The organism is Rhodococcus sp. UNC363MFTsu5.1, from assembly GCF_000686785.1.
GTDB classification, from domain to species: Bacteria; Actinomycetota; Actinomycetes; order Mycobacteriales; family Mycobacteriaceae; genus Rhodococcus_G; species Rhodococcus_G maanshanensis.
In genome coordinates this window covers 60063-78316 of record NZ_JMLO01000014.1, presented here as the reverse complement: position 1 = coordinate 78316, position 18254 = coordinate 60063, and the positions used below count along the sequence as shown (strand labels likewise).

22 protein-coding genes are annotated in these 18254 nt (G+C 70.1%); 13 read left to right on the top strand and 9 right to left on the bottom strand.

Annotated features, from left to right (window positions below):
• Window positions 1–40: 40 nt before the first annotated feature.
• The 9 genes from BR31_RS0113710 to BR31_RS0113670 all read left to right on the top strand — a co-directional run bounded on the left by BR31_RS0113710 (window position 41) and on the right by BR31_RS0113670 (window position 5861).
• Window positions 41–925 (top strand): NifU family protein, encoded by an 885-nt coding sequence (locus tag BR31_RS0113710; RefSeq protein WP_231496485.1) that lies wholly within the window; start codon window positions 41–43, stop codon window positions 923–925.
• The gene (locus tag BR31_RS0113705) at window positions 922–1566 is read left to right on the top strand and encodes a DUF5947 family protein (RefSeq protein WP_027501464.1); all 645 of its coding nucleotides are present in this window, start codon (window positions 922–924) and stop codon (window positions 1564–1566) included. Before BR31_RS0113710 ends, BR31_RS0113705 begins: the two co-directional genes overlap by 4 nt.
• Entirely contained in the window at window positions 1563–2198 is a 636-nt protein-coding gene (locus tag BR31_RS0113700) for a DUF6084 family protein (protein WP_027501463.1), read from the top strand. The genes BR31_RS0113705 and BR31_RS0113700 overlap by 4 nt, the downstream gene beginning before the upstream one ends.
• Window positions 2195–3574, top strand: a complete 1380-nt coding sequence (locus BR31_RS0113695) for a hypothetical protein (RefSeq protein WP_027501462.1) — start codon at window positions 2195–2197, stop codon at window positions 3572–3574. The genes BR31_RS0113700 and BR31_RS0113695 overlap by 4 nt, the downstream gene beginning before the upstream one ends.
• Window positions 3575–3576: 2 nt before the next feature.
• Window positions 3577–3696 (top strand): DUF6893 family small protein, encoded by a 120-nt coding sequence (locus BR31_RS32590; RefSeq protein ID WP_092667773.1) that lies wholly within the window; start codon window positions 3577–3579, stop codon window positions 3694–3696.
• A 27-nt stretch (window positions 3697–3723) separates the two neighbouring features.
• Entirely contained in the window at window positions 3724–4254 is a 531-nt protein-coding gene (locus tag BR31_RS0113685) for a hydrogenase maturation protease (RefSeq protein WP_027501461.1), read from the top strand.
• Window positions 4255–4258: 4 nt separating this feature from the next.
• Complete coding sequence (locus BR31_RS0113680; RefSeq protein ID WP_027501460.1) at window positions 4259–4516, top strand: HypC/HybG/HupF family hydrogenase formation chaperone; 258 nt, start codon at window positions 4259–4261, stop codon at window positions 4514–4516.
• Between the two features lie 72 nt (window positions 4517–4588).
• Entirely contained in the window at window positions 4589–5221 is a 633-nt protein-coding gene (locus BR31_RS30620) for a hypothetical protein (protein WP_051637392.1), read from the top strand.
• 19 nt (window positions 5222–5240) lie between these two features.
• On the top strand, window positions 5241–5861 hold the full coding sequence (locus BR31_RS0113670) for an RES family NAD+ phosphorylase (RefSeq protein ID WP_081830464.1): 621 nt from the start codon (window positions 5241–5243) through the stop codon (window positions 5859–5861).
• A gap of 4 nt (window positions 5862–5865) precedes the next feature.
• On the opposite strand, the gene BR31_RS0113665 is transcribed toward BR31_RS0113670, so the two are convergent.
• Genes BR31_RS0113665 through hypF form a run of 7 tightly spaced genes read right to left on the bottom strand, consistent with a single transcriptional unit; the run spans window position 5866 to window position 13023 of the window.
• A complete protein-coding gene (locus BR31_RS0113665) occupies window positions 5866–6621 on the bottom strand; it encodes a DUF6390 family protein (RefSeq protein ID WP_027501458.1) in 756 nt (251 codons plus the stop codon).
• Window positions 6622–7755 carry a hydrogenase formation protein HypD gene (gene hypD, locus BR31_RS0113660; RefSeq protein ID WP_027501457.1) on the bottom strand — a complete coding sequence of 378 codons (1134 nt, stop codon included), beginning with the start codon at window positions 7753–7755 and terminating at the stop codon, window positions 6622–6624.
• 33 nt (window positions 7756–7788) lie between these two features.
• Entirely contained in the window at window positions 7789–8061 is a 273-nt protein-coding gene (locus BR31_RS0113655; protein WP_027501456.1) for a HypC/HybG/HupF family hydrogenase formation chaperone, read from the bottom strand.
• Window positions 8062–8091: 30 nt separating this feature from the next.
• Window positions 8092–9204, bottom strand: a complete 1113-nt coding sequence (gene hypE, locus BR31_RS0113650) for a hydrogenase expression/formation protein HypE (protein ID WP_081830463.1) — start codon at window positions 9202–9204, stop codon at window positions 8092–8094.
• Window positions 9201–9893, bottom strand: a complete 693-nt coding sequence (locus BR31_RS0113645) for a D-sedoheptulose-7-phosphate isomerase (protein ID WP_027501454.1) — start codon at window positions 9891–9893, stop codon at window positions 9201–9203. Before BR31_RS0113645 ends, hypE begins: the two co-directional genes overlap by 4 nt.
• Window positions 9890–10633, bottom strand: coding sequence for a hydrogenase assembly protein HupF (locus BR31_RS0113640; protein WP_027501453.1), 744 nt, complete (start codon window positions 10631–10633; stop codon window positions 9890–9892). The genes BR31_RS0113645 and BR31_RS0113640 overlap by 4 nt, the downstream gene beginning before the upstream one ends.
• Window positions 10630–13023 carry a carbamoyltransferase HypF gene (gene hypF / locus BR31_RS28590; RefSeq protein ID WP_051637391.1) on the bottom strand — a complete coding sequence of 798 codons (2394 nt, stop codon included), beginning with the start codon at window positions 13021–13023 and terminating at the stop codon, window positions 10630–10632. The genes BR31_RS0113640 and hypF overlap by 4 nt, the downstream gene beginning before the upstream one ends.
• A gap of 219 nt (window positions 13024–13242) precedes the next feature.
• Between hypF and BR31_RS0113630 the strand changes: the two genes are divergently transcribed.
• Entirely contained in the window at window positions 13243–14517 is a 1275-nt protein-coding gene (locus tag BR31_RS0113630) for an ATP-binding protein (RefSeq protein WP_027501452.1), read from the top strand.
• Between the two features lie 80 nt (window positions 14518–14597).
• A complete protein-coding gene (locus BR31_RS0113625; protein WP_051637390.1) occupies window positions 14598–15899 on the top strand; it encodes a hypothetical protein in 1302 nt (433 codons plus the stop codon).
• Here the strand turns inward: BR31_RS0113625 and BR31_RS0113620 are convergent.
• Window positions 15869–16144 (bottom strand): hypothetical protein, encoded by a 276-nt coding sequence (locus tag BR31_RS0113620; RefSeq protein ID WP_027501450.1) that lies wholly within the window; start codon window positions 16142–16144, stop codon window positions 15869–15871. The two genes, BR31_RS0113625 and BR31_RS0113620, sit on opposite strands and share 31 nt — an antisense overlap.
• A 227-nt stretch (window positions 16145–16371) precedes the next feature.
• Here BR31_RS0113620 and BR31_RS31525 point away from each other — a divergent pair, with 227 nt between their 5' ends.
• Both BR31_RS31525 and BR31_RS0113610 read left to right on the top strand, forming a co-directional pair.
• A complete protein-coding gene (locus tag BR31_RS31525; RefSeq protein WP_156042477.1) occupies window positions 16372–16545 on the top strand; it encodes a hypothetical protein in 174 nt (57 codons plus the stop codon).
• 102 nt (window positions 16546–16647) lie between these two features.
• The gene (locus BR31_RS0113610) at window positions 16648–17055 is read left to right on the top strand and encodes a hypothetical protein (protein WP_027501449.1); all 408 of its coding nucleotides are present in this window, start codon (window positions 16648–16650) and stop codon (window positions 17053–17055) included.
• A gap of 95 nt (window positions 17056–17150) precedes the next feature.
• Here BR31_RS0113610 and BR31_RS28585 read toward each other — a convergent pair whose 3' ends face one another.
• Window positions 17151–18107, bottom strand: a complete 957-nt coding sequence (locus BR31_RS28585) for an iron-containing redox enzyme family protein (RefSeq protein WP_231496480.1) — start codon at window positions 18105–18107, stop codon at window positions 17151–17153.
• Window positions 18108–18254: the final 147 nt, after the last annotated feature.

Sequence of the window (18254 nt, the reverse complement as noted above, 5' to 3'; positions counted from 1 at the left end):
AGGTGACGAGGATGCGCGGTGGCGCGCGGCGGGTGATCGGATAGAGACCCTTCTCGAGGCCAGCTCGGCGGGCGGTACTGCGGCGCGCGAGCGTGCGGAGCAGCTGGTGCGCGAGGTCGTCGACCTCTACGGCGAGGGGCTCGCGCGTGTCGTGCGGATCCTCGCGGAGCACGTGGAGGGCGGGGCCGAGTGGCTCGCCGACGACGACCTGGTGGCGAGCCTGTTGCTGGTGCACGGCCTGCACCCGCACGACGTGAAGACCCGGGTGCGGGCGGCGCTCGAGAGCGTGCGGCCCTATCTCGGCTCGCACGGCGGTGACGTGGAGCTGATGGGCATCGAGTTCCCCGGAGAACGGGGGCCGGCCGACGGCGGCGGGGTTGTGCGCCTGCAGTTGACCGGCAGCTGCAAGAGCTGCCCGTCCTCGTCAGTGACCCTGGAACTGGCGGTGCAGGACGCCGTGCTCGCCGCGGCGCCGGAGATCGCCTCGATCGAGGTCGCCACGCAGCCCGACGCGGAGCCGGGGCTGATCGCCGCGGAGTCGCTGTTCTCACACGTGCACGGCCCGTCGGGCCCGGCCGGAACGTGGTGCCCGGCGCCGGAACTGGAGCAGCTCGGCCCCGGTGAGGTGGGTGGGTTCGTGGTCGCGGGACTGCCGCTCCTGGTCTGTCGCGTCGGGGACGACCTGCTGGCCTATCGAGATCGCTGCCCCTCGTGTACGCACTCGCTCGCCGGCGCCGTCCTGGCGCGGCGCGCGGGCCATCCGGCGGGCGACGCCGTCCTGCGGTGTCCGACCTGCCACGCGCATTTCGACGTGGTGCACGCAGGCGCCGGGCTCGACGACGGCGACCTGCACCTCGAGCCGCTGCCGGTCCTGATCCGGGATGGCGTGCATTCGGTCGCGGTGCCGCTGGGGGTGAGCGGGTGACCACTCCCTTCTCGGTGCTCAAGCGCATCACGGCGACCCGCCCGGCTCCGCAGCCGGGCGAACGCTGTGAGATGTGCGCGGAGGCGATCGACGATCCGCATCAGCACGTGGTCAACGTGGAGGGGCGCGCGTTGATGTGCGTCTGCCGTGGCTGCTACCTGCTGTTCACCGACCAGGGCGCGGAGCTGCGGTACCGCGCCGTCCCGGATCGTTATCTCTCGTTTCCCGGATTCGAGCTCGGCCGCGGCCGATGGGACGAGCTCGAGATCCCGGTCGGGCTGGCGTTCTTCTTCCGTAACTCGGTCCTCGGCCGGATGGTCGCGTTCTACCCCGGCCCCGCCGGCGCCACCGAGTCGGAACTGCCGCTCGACGCGTGGGATGCCGTGCGCGCGGCGAACCCGGAGTTGGACACGCCAGCCGACGACGTCGAAGCGCTGCTGATCCGGATGCCGGAGGAGGGGCACGGCGACGCGGAGTGCTTCCTTGTCCCGATCGACGCGTGCTACGAGTTCGTCGGTCGACTGCGCATGCTGTGGCGCGGCTTCGACGGCGGTCAGGAGGCACGCGGGTACATCGACGACTTCTTCGCCGAGGTCGCGGCCCGCGCCGGCCGGTCACACGCCGGCGGTGAGTCGTCGTGACCGAGGTGTCGTTCGCCGTCCGGGGCGTCGCCCCGGAGCCGTACGCGGCGTCCCCGATCCTCTCCGCGCGGGTGGGGGTGAGCGCCGACGCGCCGGTCCACGCCATCGCCCTGCGCTGCCAGGTGCGCATCGAGCCGCACCGACGGCGATACACCGAGGCCGAGGCCGCCGGGCTCGTGGACCTGTTCGGGGGTCGGGAGCGGTGGTCCGCGACGCAGCGGTCGTTCGTGTGGATGCAGTGCGCCGCCGTGGTGCCGGGTTTCGCCGGGACCGGCGAGGTGACACTGCCGATGCCGTGCACCTACGACTTCGAGGTGGCGGCGTCGAAGTACCTGCACGCCCTCGACGAGGGGACGGTGCCACTGGTGTTCCTGTTCAGCGGCACAGTGTTCACCAAGGGGACAGGAGGTTTCGGGGTCCAGCAGATCCCGTGGGACCGCGAGGACCACTACGACCTCCCTGTCTCGGTGTGGCGGGACCTGATCCGGATGCACTTCCCGAACACCGGATGGGTCCGCCTCGGCAGGGACACCCTCGAGGCGCTGGCCGGATACAAATCCGAGCGGGGCCTGGTCGGCCTCGACGAGGCCGTCACGGAGCTGCTCGCACAGGCGCGGGAGCAGGCCCGGTGACCACCCCCGATGTCGGAACCCGTGTCCGCGCCGTCGCCGACGCGGTGCTGTACGAGGGCTACCTGCTCTATCCGTACCGGGCGAGCTCGCGAAAGAACCAGTCGCGCTGGCAGTTCGGTGTCCTCGGTCCACCGGGGGCCGCGGCGGCAGGCGTCGGCGAGGAGCCGTCACTGTCCGCGCAGTGCGTGCTGGCGGGTGGCGCGCCGGATGACGAACGCGCGCCACGGGTCGCCGTGACCGTCCGTTTCCTGCAGCTGCAGGCGCGCCGCGTGCAGGAGGCATCCGGTGCGGGCGGATACGACGAGGTCGATGAACTGGTGGTCGGCGCGCGGTCCTGGCTCAGCTGGGACGAGGCCGTCGAACGGGAGATCGAACTCCCCGCGGTGGCGGTGTCGGAACTCGCGGAGTCCCTGGACTTCCCGATCGAGGTGACGGGCGGCACCGACGTCGAGGAGCTGCCCGGGCCGGACGGATCCACCGCGGGACGGATCGTCCGGTCCCGGTTGCCGATCTCCGCCACGGTGACTCTCGGCGCAGAGGCGGACGACGGCTTCACCCGGCTGGGGGTCGAGGTCCGAAACACCGGGCCGGAGACGGTCGGCAAGGATCTCGCCATCGCGCGGTCGCTGATCGGCGCGCACGCGATCGTGACCGTTCGCGGCGGGTCGTTCGTCTCCCTGCTCGAGCCGCCGGACGCCGCGGCGGGCCCCGTGGCCAGGGCCGTCCACCACCGGTGCTTCCCGGTGCTGGCTGGCGCGCGCGGAGAGACGGACACGGTGCTGATCTCGCCGATCATCCTCTACGACTACCCGGAGGTCGCCGCGCAGAGTGACGGCGCGCTCTTCGACTCCACCGAGATCGACGAGATCCTCACCTTGCGCGTGATGACGATGACCGACGAGGAGAAGTCGCAGGCCCGCGCCACCGATCCGCTCGCCGCGCAGATCGTCGACCGCTGTGACGCGATGACGCCGGAGGCGATGCAGCGGCTGCACGGAACCTTCCGCGATCCGCCGCTCGACGCGGGACTGATACCCGAACTGCCCGAGGGGGTTCCGTGGTGGGATCCCGCGGCCGACGCGAGTGTGCGGCCCGATGTGGACGCGGTGTCGGTGAACGGTGTCCGGGTGGCCAGGGGCAGCGCGGTGCGGTTGCACCCGTCCCGCCGTGCCGACGCGCAGGACCTGTTCTTCGACGGCAGGACGGCCACGGTCGCGTCGGTGCACGCCGACGTCGACGGCAACACCCACGTCGGCGTGGTCGTCGATGACGATCCCGCCGCGGACCTGCACGACTGGTACGGGCGGTACCTCTACTTCGCGCCGGACGAGCTGGAACCGCTCGGCGGCGATGAGCCGGGCAGAGAGGAGAGCTAGCGATGGAGACAATGGGGCAGATCGCGACGGTGATCGTGGTGGCGCTGGTCGCCGCGGGCGTGATCGTCGGCGTGCGTTCGGTTCCCGACATCAGGCGCTACCTGCGCATGCGTCACATGTGACGGCGACGGCAGCGCGCGGAGAGATCGGTGAGCGAACAACGGCGGGTGCTGGTTGCCGGTGTCGGGAACATCTTTCTCGGCGACGACGGGTTCGGCCCCGAGGTGCTGAGACGGCTGGCCGAGCGCGGGCGCGCGAGCGGCACGCAGTCGATCCCGGAGGGAGTCCGGCTGGTGGACTATGGCATTCGGGGCGTTCACCTGGCCTATGACCTGCTGGACGGCTGGGAAGCCCTCGTCCTGGTGGACGCACTGCCGGATCGCGGCGAGCCGGGCGCCATCCGGGTCTTCGAGGTCGATCCGGAGCACGGTGGCGGCGGCGGGCTCGATGCCCACAGCATGGACCCGGCGTCGGTCTTCGCGAGTCTGGCCGCGCTCGGCGGCACCGCGCCGAGGACGGTCGTGGTGGGTTGCGAGGTGCGGTCGGTCGCGGACGGCATCGGACTGTCGCAGGAGGTCGCCTCGGTCGTGGACGACGCGGTCGCGGCCGTGCTCGCGTTGGTCGAGGATCCGCCGAGGCGGGCGGCCGCGGCCGCCGCGGATCCGGGGGAGGAGGGCTGAGCGGATGTGCTTGGGGATTCCGGGGCAGGTCGTGCGCATGCTCGACGGCTACGGCGATCAGTTGGCGCTGGTCGACGTCGCGGGTGAGCACCGCAAGGTCAACGTGGGGATGCTGCCCGACGACGTGTTCGAGCCGGGGGACTGGATCATCATCCACATGGGTTTCGCCGTCGAGAAGACCGACGCGGTGGGCGCACGGGGCGCCCTGGCCGGGCTCGAGTTGATGGGGCGGCCCCGCGAGCCGAACGATCCGGCGAGGTGAGGGTCGCGGGCGGATCCGGGAGGATCTATACTAGTTATCTAGATAGATCGGCCAGCGTCCCGGGAGGCAGACATGTCGAACAGTGCAGCACGCGCAGGCGGCCTCCCGGAGCGTCATCGCGACCACACGCGCCGCCTGACCGCCGTCGGCGGCTCGGTCAGCGACCACGACCTCATCGAGCTCATCCGGTCCGAACTGGCCAGCCGTCCCACCCTGAGCCTGGTCGCGGGTCGGGTCTCCCACCTGCTGCTGGCCGGCCAGGTCGACGGTGATGATCCGATCCTCGACCTCATCGATCCCGGCAACGTCCTCGACGAGAAGACGGTGATGCGTGACGCCGTCGAGTACATCCTGTCGTTCCCGCACCTCTCCGCGGGCGAGGTCGCCGTCAAGTACCGCAAGAGCTGGGCCAACCCGAGCGATGCGCTGCGCAAGCGGGCCGGACAGATCATCGGCCTCAAGCAGGGCAGGCGATACCGCTACCCGGAGTTCCAGTTCTCGCTGCCAGAGGACGCGACCGAACTGGTACGCCGGAGCAATGTGGCGCTCGGCGCCGAGGACGACCCGTGGGGCGTGGCGTCCTGGTGGCTCTCACCCAACCCGGCCGCCGCGGGCCGCACCTCTCCGGTGGACCTGCTCGAAGCCGGCGACCTCGAGCAGGTCGCCGCCCTGGTCCGGGCCGAGGTCGAGGACGACATTGCCTAACCGGGTACCCCCACCCGCGGTGACCGCAGAGGTGGCGTCGATCCCTGCCGGAACGAAGCTGTGGCGCATCCATTCCGGCGCCCCGGACCGGCATGTCCTGTCCCTGAACCAGACCCCGGCCCATCCCGTCCACGGCGGCAGGTTCGACTCCCCGGACGGCTCGTTCCACTACAGCTACTTCGGCGACGACATCTCGGTGTGTATCGCCGAGACCTACTGTCGCTCCCTCCCACTCGACGACAACGTGCCCAGGATCCTGCGCAGGCGCAAGCTCGAGGGCCGGGTGCTGTCACAGGTGCAGGTGACCACCGAGTTCCCGGTCGCGCTGCTGCACGGCCGCCACCTGGCTGCCATCGGCCAGGACACATGGCTGACGAAGTGCGACCCGATCGACTACCCGCGGACCCAGCAGTGGGCGGCCGCGGTGGTGAACGGCTCCGAGGTGCGTGGCATCAAGTACCGGGCCCGCAACGACGAGGACCGGTTCTCGGTGGTGATGACCATTCGCGCGGACGCGAACCCGCCCGTCGCGTTGGCCGACCTGATGTCCGTGGTGCGGGACCCGATTCCGCTCGACGACGCTTCGGGTCTGGAGCTGGTGCGCTCGCACCTCGCGGTCTACAACGCCACGCTGCGCTGATCGCTCAGCCGGCGGCCGCGGTCCGTTCGAGGCGGCGATTGGTGTGTGCGAGCTGCCACCCGGTCCAGTACTGCAGGCGGTCGGCGTCTGACGGGCTCAGCCTGTCGCACACGAAGTCCCAGTGCACCGCGGCCGTGTCGCCCCGGCGCAGATCGGGGACGAACGCACCACCCGCCACCCGATGGCGGACCGGCCGATCCTGCTCGTCGCCGAGCGCGAGCGCGCCGTCGTAGGTGAGCGGTCGCGTACGCACCACCACGTCGTCGGCCCGCACCTCGATCACCGTCCCGCAGGTGATCCGGCAGGAGTCGAGCACCTGCAGGGGCTGCGGCACGCCGGAGGCGAGCAGCCGCGACCACGGATAGACGCCGAACACGTGGAAGCCGTGGGTGGGGGCCGCCTCGGCGAGGAGGTCTTCGGTGAGGTGTTTCCAGTAGTGCCCGGCCTGTGGTGCCAGCCGGGCCAGCAACTCCCGCCCGAAGCGCTCGCGGTCGATCTCCTCGGTCAGCTCGTTGCCGGTCCAGTAGGCCCGCACCACCGCCGCGTCCAACGGGTCGGTGCGCCCGGACATCTCGGCGATGAGCTGCTGGTACGGCCAGGCCCCGCTGAACTTGGCGGCCAGCGCGGGCACATCGGCACCCGTCCCGTCGCCGCACGCGACGGCCTCCAGGGCGCGCGCATCCGCCGGGCCGCAGTAGCCGAGCGCGTTGGGGGCGTACGCATACCGCGCGAACAGCCGGTGTCCGGCCGGGCTCGGCACTCAACGCTCCGTGTTCTTGCCGACCAGCATTGCCGTCTCGCGGTGCAGCCGGCCGAAGTTGTAGTACGCCGCGCAGGCGCCCTCTGGCGAGACCATGCAGGTCCCGATCGGGGTCTCCGGGGTGCACGCGGTCCCGAACACCTTGCACTCCCATGGCTTGATGACGCCCTTGAGCACCTCGCCGCACTGGCACGCCTTGGGATCGGCAACCCGAACGCCCGGCATCGAGAACTTCTCCTCGGCGTCGAACTCGGCGTAGTCGCGGTGCACCTTCAGTGCGCTCTGCGAGATGAAACCGAGTCCGCGCCATTCGAAATGCGGTCGCAACTCGAAGGTCTCGGCCATCAGCTTCAGCGCCTGGGTGTTGCCCTCCGTCCTGACCACGCGGGTGTACTGGTTCTCCACCTCGCACCGGCCCTCGCGGTGCTGTTGCAGCAGCATGTGCACGGAGGCGAGGATGTCCAGCGGCTCGAACCCGGCCACCACCATCGGTTTGCCGTACACCTCCGGCACGAAGCGGTACGGCCTGGTGCCGACGACGGTCGACACGTGGCCGGGGCCGAGGAAGCCGTCGAGCCGCAGGTCGGGGGATTCGAGGATCGCCTTGATCGGCGGGACGATCGTGACGTGGTTGCAGAACACGGTGAAGTTCGAGACCCCGAGCTGCCGGGCGCGCACCAGCGTCACCGCGGTGGACGGTGCGGTGGTCTCGAAGCCCACCGCGAAGAACACCACCTCCCGATCGGGGTTGTCCACGGCGATCTTGAGGGCGTCGAGCGGCGAGTACACGAATCGGACGTCGGCGCCCCTTGCCTTCGCCTCGATCAGGTTGCCCCGCGAACCGGGCACCCGCATCATGTCGCCGAAGGTCGTGAAGATGACCCCCGGCTGTTCCGCGAGCGACATCGCGTCGTCGACCCGGCCCATCGGGATGACGCACACCGGACAGCCGGGGCCGTGCACGAGTTCCACGGTCGGCGGCAGCAGGTGTTCGATGCCGTGGCGGTAGATCGTGTGGGTGTGGCCGCCGCACACCTCCATGAACTTGAACTCGTCGGTGCCCGCCAGGTCGGTGATGGACCTCACGAGCGCGCGGGCTGCGGCCGGGTCACGGAATTCGTCTACGAATTTCATCGTGCGTTCCTCGCTGACGGATGACGCCCGAGTTCAGGCGATTTCGGACGAGTTGTACGCGTCGATCTCGTTGGTGTAGTCGGCGCCCATCTTCTGGACCTGGTCCAGGGTCACCTGTGCCTCGGCCTCGTCGATCTTCGACATCGCGAACCCGACGTGCACCAGGACCCAGTCGCCGACCACAAGGCCCTCATCGGCCAGCAGCCGAACGCTGATGACCCGGCGGATCCCGTTGACGTCGACCTTGGCCAGATGCTGCTGGGCGTCGACGATGTCGACCACCTGCCCCGGTATGCCCAAGCACATAGCCGTCCTCCTTTCAGGAGTTCCTGCTGCTCAACAGATTCGCGGCAACGGGTCGCCGACGAGCATGTCGACGATCCGGCTGCCCCCGAACGCGGTCCGCAGCGCCACGATGCCCTGCGGCTCGGCCATCACCTCGCCGATGACGGCCGCCTGCGCGCCGCCGGGCTGCGCGCGCAGCGCGTCGATCGCGGCGTCGGACTCGGCGCTCGGCACGATCGCGATGAACTTGCCCTCGTTGGCCACGTAGAGCGGGTCGATACCCAGCATGTCGCAGGCGCCGAGCACCTGCGGCTGGACGGGGAGCGACTGCTCGTCGAGGATGACCGCGAGGCCGGAGATCTGGGCGAGCTCGTTGCAGACGGTGCCGACCCCGCCGCGCGTGGCATCGCGCATCCACCGGGTCGACGGTGCGGCCTCGAGCAGCGCCTCGACGAGCGAGTTCACGGGAGCCGTGTCCGAGGCGATGTCGGCCTCGATGGCGAGCTCGCCGCGGGCGAGCATCACCGCCATGCCGTGCTCGCCGATGGTGCCCGACACCAGGACGTGGTCACCTGGCTGCACCCGGTCCGCGGACAGCGCCCGGCCCGCGGGGATGACGCCGACGCCAGCCGTGCAGATGTACATCCCGTCCGCCGCGCCCTTGCCGACCACCTTGGTGTCCCCGGTGACGATCTCGATGCCTGCCGCCTGGCCGGAATCGCGCATGTCGGCGACGATCTCACGCAGCGCGGAGATCTCGAAGCCCTCCTCGATGACGAAGGCAGCCGAGAGCCATTGCGGGCGGGCGCCCGAGACCGCCAGGTCGTTCACGGTGCCGTGCACGGCCAGGTTCCCGATGGACCCGCCGGGGAACCGCAGCGGCTGCACCACATACGAGTCGGTGGAGAACGCGAGCCGCTCACCGGACGGGAGCGGCAGCACCGCGGCGTCGCCGAGCTGCTCGAGCTCCGGGTTGCGGAACGCCTCGACGAACACGGAATCGACCAGGGCCGCCGAGGATTTTCCGCCCGCACCGTGGGCGAGGGTCACCACCGATTCGAGCAGGCGCGGACGGCGCTTGCGGAACTCGTCGATTCGGTCGAGCACCCGGCCCTCACGTTCGGCCGCTGTCGAGGGTCGGTCACCGACCTGTGAGCTGCTCATCTGGGACCGCCTGTCGTCTCTCCTCGCGGCCCCGGTGCGGGTTTCGCGAGGTTGTCCTGCACCGCAGACCAGAGCTGGTATCCGACCAGCGCGTGGCTCTCCTGGATGCGATGGATGCTCTGGGACCGGATCGTGAAGCAGAAGTCCAGGTCGTCGCTGGTCGCCATCCGGCCACCGTCGTGGCCGGCGAACCCGACGGTCAGGAGCCCGCGCTTGCGGGCCTCGGCCAGCGCCGTCATCAGATCGTCGGAGTTGCCGGAGGTGGACAGCGCGATCGCGATGTCGACGGGCTTGGCGTGGGCGATGATCTGGCGGGAGAAGATCAGCTCGAAACCCACGTCGTTCCCCAGCGCCGTGACCACCGCCTGATCGGCCGCCAGCGACCAGGCCGCGACCGGACGACCGCGGGCGGGCCGACTGAACAGCGAGGCAAGGGTGGCCGCGTCGGTGGAACTGCCGCCGTTGCCGAACGTGTACAGCCGCGCGCCCGCGCGGAAGCGCTCGGCCATCTGGGCGCCCGCCGCGGTGATCGGATCGCCCCATTCGTCGAGCGAGGCCCGCTGCAGCCGTGCGCTCTCGACGGCCTTGCTGCGCGCCGACGCGGCCAGGTCGGTCAGCAACGCGCCTGCGTCGTTCTCCTCCGCATCGATGAAGGGGTAGAGGAAGTTGGTGTCCTCCCGCTCGCTCATCGGGACACCTCCGCGTCGTCGATGCGGGTGATCGCCGCGCCCCCGTGCACGAGGATCAGCTCGTTCACCGCGACCTCGCCGAGCACGGTGACGTCGACGGACTCCTCGCCGGTGCCGGTACGGACGAGCGCAGTGTCCAGTGCGGTCGCCGGGGGCAGTACCACCTCGGCGAGTCTGCCCTCGTCGCTGCAGGTGACGCACCCGTCGCCGGTGCATTCGTCGTCGTCCGGGGTCAGCAGGCCGGGATGTTCGAAGCAGACGTGGGTCAGCTCCCACAGCAGGTGGTACATCAGCACGAACCTGCCGGTCGCCGGGACCATCGGGTCGTCGGAGGCCACCCACAGCGTGTGATCGGCGCTGCCCGCGGGCGGGCGGGGTCCGGAGCCGATCCAGATCGTGTCCGCGCCCCACGCGGGCGCTCGCCGCATCGCATCGCGCACCTGGGGCTGGTCGGCGGAGGCCACCGCGATGATCACATCGCCGGGCCGGGTGGCGACGCGGCACTGTGCCACGGGGTCGGGTTCGACGAGCGCGACGGACGGCAGCGCCCGCTTGCCCATGATCACCGGGTGCACGAACTCGACCGCGACGTGATGGGCGTGCGGCTCCCACTGCGGCGAGATGACCCAGAGCGTGGCGCCCGCGTTGAATCGTCGGGCGAGGGACAGTGCCGCGGACGCGAGATCCGCGGAGAGATCGTCGCCGATCAGGGGCGCGTCCGGGTGCGCTGTGGTGGTCATCGGCGTGCTCCGATCTCCGGTTCGTCGGCCCGGGTGCCGCGCCGGTCGGCTGCGCGCTCGAGCAACGCGATGCCGAGCACCGCCTGGCCGAGCGAGAGTCCGCCGTCGTTCGCGGGTACCCGCTGGTGGGTGAGGACGTCGACGCCGTTGTCCTGCAATCGCGTTCGCAGCAGGCTCAGCAGGAGCCGGTTCTGGAAGACGCCTCCTGTCAGCCCGACGGTCCCCGTACCGGTCCGGCTCGCGATCCGAAGGGCCAGCGTCGCGGTCGCGGTCGCGAGCGCGTGGTGGAATCCGAGGGCAAGCGAGGCAGCGGATTCACCCCGGCGCAGGCCGGCCACGAGATCGGTGAGCAGCGCCTCGAGGCGCAGTTGCTCGCCCTCGATGGCCATGCTCAGCGGCGCGGGCTTGCCTGCCTGCCGCGCGAGCGCCTCCAGTTCGATGGCCGCCTGCGCCTCGTAGCTGACCCGGTGGCACACGCCCAGCAGCGAGGAGACGCCGTCGAACAGGCGACCGACGCTGGTCGTGCGGACGGCACCGGCCCCCGAGGAGAGTTGCGAGGCGACGAGCAGGCGTTCCGCGGCCGCGAGCGCAAGGGTGCAGGGCAGGTCGTCGATCTCGCGGATGCCGGCCTCGTGCAGCAGCGACAACGCGACGCGGGCGGGGTTGCGGACCGCGGCGTCGCCGCCGGGCAGCCAGAACGACTGCAGGTGGCCCGACCGCTCGGTGGTCAGGATGTCCGGGCCGACCAGCAGGAGCTCGCCGCCCCACACGGTGGCGTCGCACCCGTACCCGGTGCCGTCGAACGCGACGCCGAGGACTCTCGAGCCGATGCGGGCGTGCTCGGCGAGGAGGGAGGCGACGTGCGCGTGGTGGTGCTGCACCGTGCGCAGCTCGATCCCGTTCGCCTCGCTGTGCCGCGTCGCCCACTGCCTGGTCGAGTAGCCCGGGTGATCGTCCGCGACGATCAGCGCGGGTGCGGCCCTGTGCATGGTCGTCAGCTGCCGCACCGAGGTCTCGAACGCGCGCCTGCTCTCCAGGGTGCCCATGTCGCCGAGATGCGCCGAGCAGAACGCGAGATCCTCGCGGGTCAGGCAGAAGGTGTTCTTCACCTCGGCCCCCACCGCCAGCACCACCGGCCCCGGCGAGGGCAGCGGGATCGGCAGCGGCGCATACCCTCGCGACCGGCGGATCGGGACCTCCCGGTCCTCGGACACCGCCAGCACCGAGTCCTCGCACGGCACGGCGATGTCGCGATCGTGCATCAGGAACATGTCGGCGATCCCGGAGAGCCGCGCGCGGGCGTCGTCGTTGTCGAAGCAGAGCGGTTCGCCGCTGGTGTTCCCTGAGGTCATCACGAGGACGCGGGGTTGCTCGCGGTGTGGGCGTCCGGGGACAGCGGAGAAGAGCAGGTGGTGCAGCGGGGTGTACGGCAGCATCACCCCGAGTTCGTCCAGGCCGGGCGCCACCTCGTCCGCGACCGGGCCGGATCCGCGCGTGCGCAGCAACACGATCGGTCGCGCCGGGTGGCGGAGCAGGCGCTCCTCGGCGCCGGACATCTCGACGATCCGCTCGACGGTCGAAGTGTCCGCGGCCATCACCGCGAACGGCTTGGCGGGACGGCGCTTTCGGATCCGTAACCGCCGCACCGCGGACGGCTGGGCCGCATCGCACACCAGATGGAAGCCGCCGAGCCCCTTGATCGCCACGATCAGGCCGTCGCCGAGCGCCCGGTGGACGCGACGGAGCACCTCGTCGTCCCCGACCGTCCGGATACCGTCGTGCTCCAGGAAGATCCGCGGACCGCAGTCGTGGCAGCAGATCGGCTGGGCGTGGTAGCGCCGGTCCTCCTGGGTCCCGTACTCGCGGCGGCAGCGCGGACACATCTCGAACGGGGCCAGTGTGGTCGCAGGCCGGTCGTAGGGCAGGTCGGTGATCACGGTCAGGCGCGGCCCGCAGTTGGTGCAGTTGATGAACGGATGCCGGTAGCGGCGGTCGGCGGGGTCCCGCAACTCCCGCAGGCAGTCCGCGCAGGTCGCCACGTCCGGGGAGATCAGCGTCCGCGCGCCGGGGACGTGCCTGCTCGCCGCGATGAGGAAGGACGTGTCGCCCTGCGGGGCAAGGGTTTCGGCTGCGATGTCGACGATGACGGCGATCGGCGGGGCATCGGCCCGGATCCGGCGCTCGAACTCCGCCAGTGCCGCGGCGGTGCCCTCCGCCTCGATGAACACGCTGGCATCGTCGTTGCCGCAGTGGCCGCTGATCGCCAGGTCCGCCGCCAGCCTGGCGACGAAGGGACGGAACCCCACTCCCTGGACGATTCCGCGGACGATGATCCGGCGCCGTTCGATACGGCCTTCCCCCCGGTGTGCTGGCTGTAAGTGGGTTGTCATACCCGACTCCACATCGCAGTACGGTTCACCCCGGGTCCGGGGTGCTGGGTGACGACCGGCCTTCATCGGATCTTTCTCCTCGCGCTCCTGACCCGCAAGGGGCGTCGCCGCAGCGTCAGCCGCATTCGAAGGACTCAGGTGCTGACGCGGAGCGGTACCCGGGTGTGTACTTGATTGCATGAGCCTTGGGGCCGGCTCGGCCGGCGGCGGTGCGTGAGCATGCCGGTGTGGCGGCTGCGTGACTTTCACGACGGGGATCTCGATCAGGCCATCCAGATCCTGGATCAGAGCCGTGCGCCGGGGTCGGAGGAGCCGGTGTTCGCGGTCGCCGAGGTGATGGCGGCGGCCAGGGCGGGTCAGCCCGCGGTGGTGGCCGCGGTCGGGGACGAACTGGTCGGGATGGCGGTGGCACAGACACAGGGCGAGCGGGCGTGGGTGCTCCTCGTCGCACTGGGATCGAGGTGGCGAGGACGCGGAATCGGCAGCGCGCTGCTGGCGAACCTGGAACAACGCCTGCGTTCCGCCGGGGTACAGCGGATCTGTGCGGTGCAGACCGAGGGCGCCACCGGTTCGGCGGCGTTCGAGAACTCCGGTTACGCCCGTCGGGACGGGCTCGTCTACTACGAGATGCTCGAGCCGCTCGGCCCTGATCGGGCGTTGCTCGCCGAGCTGGGTGGTCGCATGCTGCCCGCGGGGTTGTGGCAGGCCATGGCGGGCATGGAGCGGGTGAAGGAGGCCATCGAGCGCCGGGTCGTCTTGCCGCTGGCGGAGCCGGACGTGGCCGAACGGTACGGCGTTCAGCCCCCGAAAGCGGTGATCCTGTTCGGCCCGCCCGGTACCGGCAAGACCAGCTTTGCCAAGGCCGTGGCGTCGAGACTGGGCTGGCCGTTCGTCGAACTGTTCCCCTCCCGGCTGGCCGCGGCGGTGGACGGCGGATTGGCCGCCTCATTGCGGGACGTCTTTGCCGAACTGGCCGAGCTCGACGAGGTGGTGCTGTTCATCGACGAGGTCGAGGAGATCGCAGCCGCCCGCACCGGGTCTGCGGCCAATGCCGCGCACGGGGTCACCAACGAACTGCTCAAGCTGATCCCGTCGTTTCGGGAACGCGACAGGCGACTGATGGTGTGTGCGACGAACTCGGTGCACTCGTTGGACTCCGCGTTCCTGCGCCCCGGGCGATTCGACTATGTGATCCCGGTCGGCCCGCCGGATGCGCCCGCCCGCCGTGCGGTGTGGGAGCGCTACCTCGGCGCCGCATCTGCGGTCGACATGAACGTGATCGTGGATTCCAGCGAGCTGTTCACCCCCGCGGACATCGAGTTCGCGGCGCGGAAGGGCGCACAGACGGCTTTCGAGCGGGAGATTCTCCACCGCCGCGGCGAGCCGGCGAACACGGACGACTATCTTGCGGCCATCGCCGACACCCGGCCGACCCTCAGCGCCGAGTTGCTGGCCGAGTTCGACCTGGACACCGAGCAGTACACACGCCTGTGATGTTCTGACCTGCGCCGGAACACACCACCGAGTCTCGGGTCGGGCGGTAGCGTGAGCGAACGGAACGAAACGGAGCCGGTATGTCCGATTCGGCGAGACACCCGACACTCGCGGTGCGTGTCCTGTTCGTGCTGGTCGCCACGGTGCTGGCCGCGGCCATCGGCGCGCCCGCGCCGGCCACTCCCGCCGCACAGGCCGCCCCGGAGTCGCCCGCGTGCGCGTGGCGGTTCATGTCGAACGAGACCGTTCTCAACGTTGCATTCCCGGACGCCAACGCGACCTACTGGGTGCTGCCGTACGCATTGGGCGGGGACGACCGGATCGAGCTCAGCGGGGACTATCCCGCCGCGCGGTACTTCTCGCTCAACACCTACGGCACCGACCTGAACACCGTCGATACCCTGCGCGACGACCAGATCGCCCCGGACCAGGACAGCGTGAACCCCTTCCTTGATCCCTCGTCGGCCGGGTCGCCGGATTCGGCGCGCCGTTGGCACGCCACCGTGTTGCCGGGGGAGGCGGATCATGCGCTCAACCAGATCCGGGCGCTGCCGACCGGAGCCGCGACCCAGACGGTGCCGATGGGCTTCCTGATCATCCGGGTGTACGTCCCGGACGACGCCGCCTCGCTGCCGGGAGGCGTGCCGCTCCCTGCGGTCGCGCTGGTGCTGAACAATGGCGCCACCACGATCCCGATCTCGACCTGCCCGACGGCATTCGACCCGGCGGTCGCCACCAGCGGACCGTTGGGGCAGGCGATGGAGGCGGCATTCGATCGGCTGATCGCGGGCGCGGCGTCGGGGGCGTTCCCCGGGAACGTGCCCGAGGCGACGTTCGTGAACCCGGCCAGCACTTCCGGCCTGTTCCCCAACGGCGACAACAAGTACATCGGCGCCGGACTGACCTACCAGCCGGGCCGGATCGTGGTCGTGCGGGGGCGGGCGCCGACCTTCCCGGACACCAGGGCAGGCGTGCCGGTGACCGAACCGGGAGAGCAGGTGCGGTACTGGTCGATGTGCCAGAACGATCAGGTGTCGCCCTACCCGGTGGTGGCCTGCGCGGCCGATTTCCAGACCAACATCGACTCGAGCGGCTACTACACCTACGTGGTGGCGGCTGCGGGGGACGTGCCGTCCTCCGCCGCGTCAGACCCCACGGTGACGGTGCTGCCATGGGGGTCGACCGACGTCCCGAAGAAGGTGCTGTTCCTGCGGCACATGCTGCCCGGTCCGGCCTTCTATCCGCAGTCGGTACAGGCGTCCCAGGCTGCGAACTCCGATCCGGCGGTGACCATGGGGGAGTACTACCCGCGGGCGACCTACTGCGCGCGCGCGGACTTCGAGGCGGGCGGCTATCGGGCCTGCCTGAACGGGAACGGCTGAGTCCGGTCTGCGATGCGGCCGGTCAGCCCGCACAGCGCCGCCACCTGCCCGATGCTGATCGCGCCGCCGTCGGCGGTCGCCAGGGAGAACCGCCCGTCCGCGCGTACCCGCACCGCGACGGGCGCCTCCCGTCGGGTCGGGTCGCCCACCCGGTCGAGCAGGTACTGGTCGTGGCCCTCTGGGGTCGGCGTCACCGCGCGGACCGTGCCGCGCGCGTATGCCTCTTCGATGAGACCGTCGATCATGACGCTGACTCCTCACGTGTCGGGCACTGTGCCCGGCGCGAGTATTAGGTACGCCTTACCTTATTGTCAAGCGGCCTGTCCCGGTCAGAGGGCCGTCTTTCACCCGAGGGTGGGCCTTTCCTCGCCCTGGGGTGATGGCGACATCGGTGTGGTGCGGCCCAGCATTGAAGAACAGCGGATCCGGATTCGGATTCGGATCCACCCGATACGACCACAGAGAGTTCGGCATGAACGTAATGAACACACCGGCGTCGACCGCAGCTGGAGCGGCCGGGGCGGGTGGCTCGATGACCACCGAGGAGATCAAGGCACGTATCGACAGCATGTTCGCGCCCCGCGAGCGTCCTCGGCGGCGTCGCGCGTCGGGGCTGCACAAGCTGACTGGGACGCTCGCCGCCTGATCGGTGAGATGTGCCGCCACCGGACGGCATGTATTGGCTCTATTGCGCAGGCACGGGCGGCGATAGGGTCGAAGGGGTGGAATTTTTGTCGAGGAGCCGAAGATGGACAACACCACCGTCATGTGGATCATCGTGGTGCTCGTCGTCCTGATCGCAGTGGCTGCGATTGTCTGGGTGGCGATGAACAAAAGGACAGAGCGCCGTCGTACGGAGGCCGAGCAGATCCGCACCGATGCGGCGGACCGGACTCTGAAGGTCGGTGAACAGGAAGCGCTAGCCGAGGAGACCGCGGCCAAGGCCAAGGTCGCTGCGGCCGAGGCCGAAGCCAAGGCCGCGGAGGCGGCACGATTGGAGAGCCGGGCGCAAGCGCGCGGGAGCGATGCAGCGGCGTCCCGCAGTGAGGTCAACGACGACCTGCAGCGTGCCGACGCGATCGACCCGGACACCCAGACCGGGGAATCGCCGGATGCGTCGCGAGCCGGTCACCGCGAGGGTCCAACCGATCGATGACCGGAGCCCGTCGGACTTCTCCTGCGCCGTCACGCGAGTGACGCGCCTGCGCGACGGGTGCAGGCCGGCGAGACGGTCGAGGACGCGTTCAAGGACTAGGTTGCCTGGCGCGCGGAGACATCGCCATGTGCGCCTACTGCGAGGAGGGAACTGTTCCCGCGCGCCCAGGAGCCCAGCAGGCATCCGGACAGGCGTTCCTCCAGGAGTTCGGTGGCTTGGACCCCGAGTACCACGTCCGCGGCGAGGCCGGGTTCGCGCGCGATGAGGTCGTCGACGACATCGCGCCGCAGTACTTGCTCGTGGACCGCGTCCGCCTCTACGTGCTCGGCGTAGAAGTGCACGCACTCGGGCGGTGCCTGAAGGCGCTCGAGCGCGTCGATCATGCGTCGTGCGCTGGGGGACGTGGAGATCTCCGCGGCGGCGAAACCACCGACCAGCGCGCCGCGCATGCTGCGGCGCAGGCCGCACAGCGACATGAAGTTCACGGTTGCCAGGGTTTCCGCAGGCACCAGGTCGACGTAGGCCAGATAGGTCGAATCCAATCCGGCCGCGTCGAGTAGGTCCTCGAACAACCGGGAGTGCATCCGTTCGGCGTCCCCGCCACCGAATTCGTCGAACTCGACGGCAACGAGGGCGCACTTGGCGGCGCCCTCCAGTCGGGGGATCACCCAGGCCTGTGGGTCCGCCTCCTTGAGTTGGTATATCGACCGATGGGCGAAGTACTCCTGAGTCTGCCACCAGGTTCCGGACGTCCGTAGGTGCTGGGAGATCCCAGTGTCGCGCACCGAATCTGCCGAAACGGTGTCCAGCACACCGTCGACGTCCGTGCCGCCGGTGACCTCGGCACGTATCCGCGACAGGAACACTCGCTCCATCTGAATGCGGGCATCGATCAGGGCGGGGTCCCACTCCCAGTCCGGATCGACTTCGTCGAAGCCGCGGTAGTGGGTCTCATAGCAGGCGTGCAGCGCGAGCTGAACGTCTCCGCTGAAGGGGTCCGCGCGATCGAGGTCGGGCATCGAGAGCCGCGATCCCGGGCTTCCAGCGGCCATGGCGGCGACGATCGCGTGCGAGATCGGTCCGCGCGGCATAGGCAGTATCGGGGACACGCCACCGGATACCTCGTGCCGATGTCCCCCAAACACGGGCGGGCGTGTAGCCAGCCCTCGGCGAGGTTTCCTCTTCGCATGCGGTGGGTA